1 protein-coding gene is annotated in these 1,425 nt (G+C 53.5%); it reads left to right on the forward strand.

The annotated features are described in order from the left end of the window. The first annotated feature begins 87 nt into the window (after positions 1–87). Positions 88–1,407, forward strand: coding sequence for an IS4 family transposase (locus ACJ8MK_RS25970; RefSeq protein ID WP_442518124.1), 1,320 nt, complete (start codon positions 88–90; stop codon positions 1,405–1,407). Positions 1,408–1,425 lie beyond the last annotated feature (18 nt).

The raw sequence follows: 1,425 nt of genomic DNA on the forward strand, positions 1-1,425 counted from the left end.
ACGCGTAATGCCGATCGTTTAAGGATCAATTGACCGATCCGGTAGTTGCTGTAAAAAGGGTTCATGGCATCATCATGGACCCTTAAAATGGAACTTTCCCAGGCTCTTGGCATTATCAATTTCACCACACCCGAGCGTGCTCGCTCTCTTTCCGACCTTATCCCCGCTGAATTTATCCAGCAAGCCCTGACGCTTACCGATACCGTCACCCTACGCAAGCGAAAACTCCCTCTTGAATCGATGATTTGGCTCGTTGTTGGTATGGCGGTTTTCTGCAACCGTCCGATAACTGAAATCGTTGGCCTGATGGACATTGTGGACCGAAACGGATGCCCGTTCACTGCCCGCAGTTCGGTTATCCAGCGCCGTAAAACGTTGGGTGAAGACGCCGTGCGTGAACTGTTCGATATCACTCAGCGGCACTGGAATCAGCAGGCGGCACACCCACGCTGGCATGGGCTGAACCTCTTCGGGGTGGATGGCGTGGTCTGGCGTACGGCAGATACTCCGGAGAACAATGCGGCTTTCAGCAGAACCCGTAATCAAAACGGCGAGGCGAACTATCCGCAGGTGAGAATGGTGTGTCTGATGGAGCTGAGCAGCCATCTTATCAATGCCGGCGCCTTTGACAGTGAACAGGTCAATGAAATGGTACTGGCAGCTCAACTGGCAGAAAAAACGCCGGATAACAGTATTACGCTGTTCGACAAGGGGTTCTACTCTCTGGGGTTGCTTCACCACTGGCAGCAGGCCGGTAAGGAACGGCACTGGTTGCTGCCGCTGAAAAAGAATACCCAGTATGAAGTGCTCCATCGCCTGGGGCGTGGTGATGAGTTGGTGACGCTGAAAACCAGTCCGCAGGCACGAAAGCAGTGGCCGGCACTTCCTGCGACGCTGACGGTAAGGTTGCTGACCCGGAGAGTGGATGGGAAAGAGCGCCAGGTGTTGACGTCGCTGGTGGATCCCTTCCGTTACCCTGGTAATGATATCAGTGAGTTATATAGAAACCGATGGGAAATAGAGCTGGGTTACCGGGAAGTGAAACAAGGGATGCTGGACAGTCGTTGGACGCTAAGAAGCCGGTTGCCGGACCTGGTGAGACAGGAACTGTGGGGGATCCTACTGACATACAACCTGGTGAGGTATCAGATGGTCAACATGGCGAGCCATCTGAAAGGCGATTACCTGCCTTATCAACTGAGTTTTAGTGGTGCGCTAAGCGAAATCACGCGGCTGTTAATCACGTTACCCTGGTGCTCTCCGGGCAAGATGCCGGGAGAGCTCAGAACGTTGTATGAACAGGCAAAATGGCTGGTGTTGCCGGGGCGCAGAGAGCGAAGTTATCCGAGAGAGCTCAGAGCCAGAAGCAGGAAATACCCAGATAAAAAAGTTGCTGGCCACCCTTAAGTGACCAGCATTACGCGT

Origin of the sequence: Serratia sp. CY38905 (genome assembly GCF_052168875.1) — a bacterium.
In the GTDB taxonomy this organism is placed as follows: Bacteria; Pseudomonadota; Gammaproteobacteria; order Enterobacterales; family Enterobacteriaceae; genus Serratia; species Serratia sarumanii.

Excerpts from the sequence above, each read along its gene's own strand:
- ACJ8MK_RS25970 (WP_442518124.1), top strand. The coding sequence starts at position 88 with ATGGAACTTTCCCAGGCTCTTGGCATTATCAATTTCACCACACCCGAG.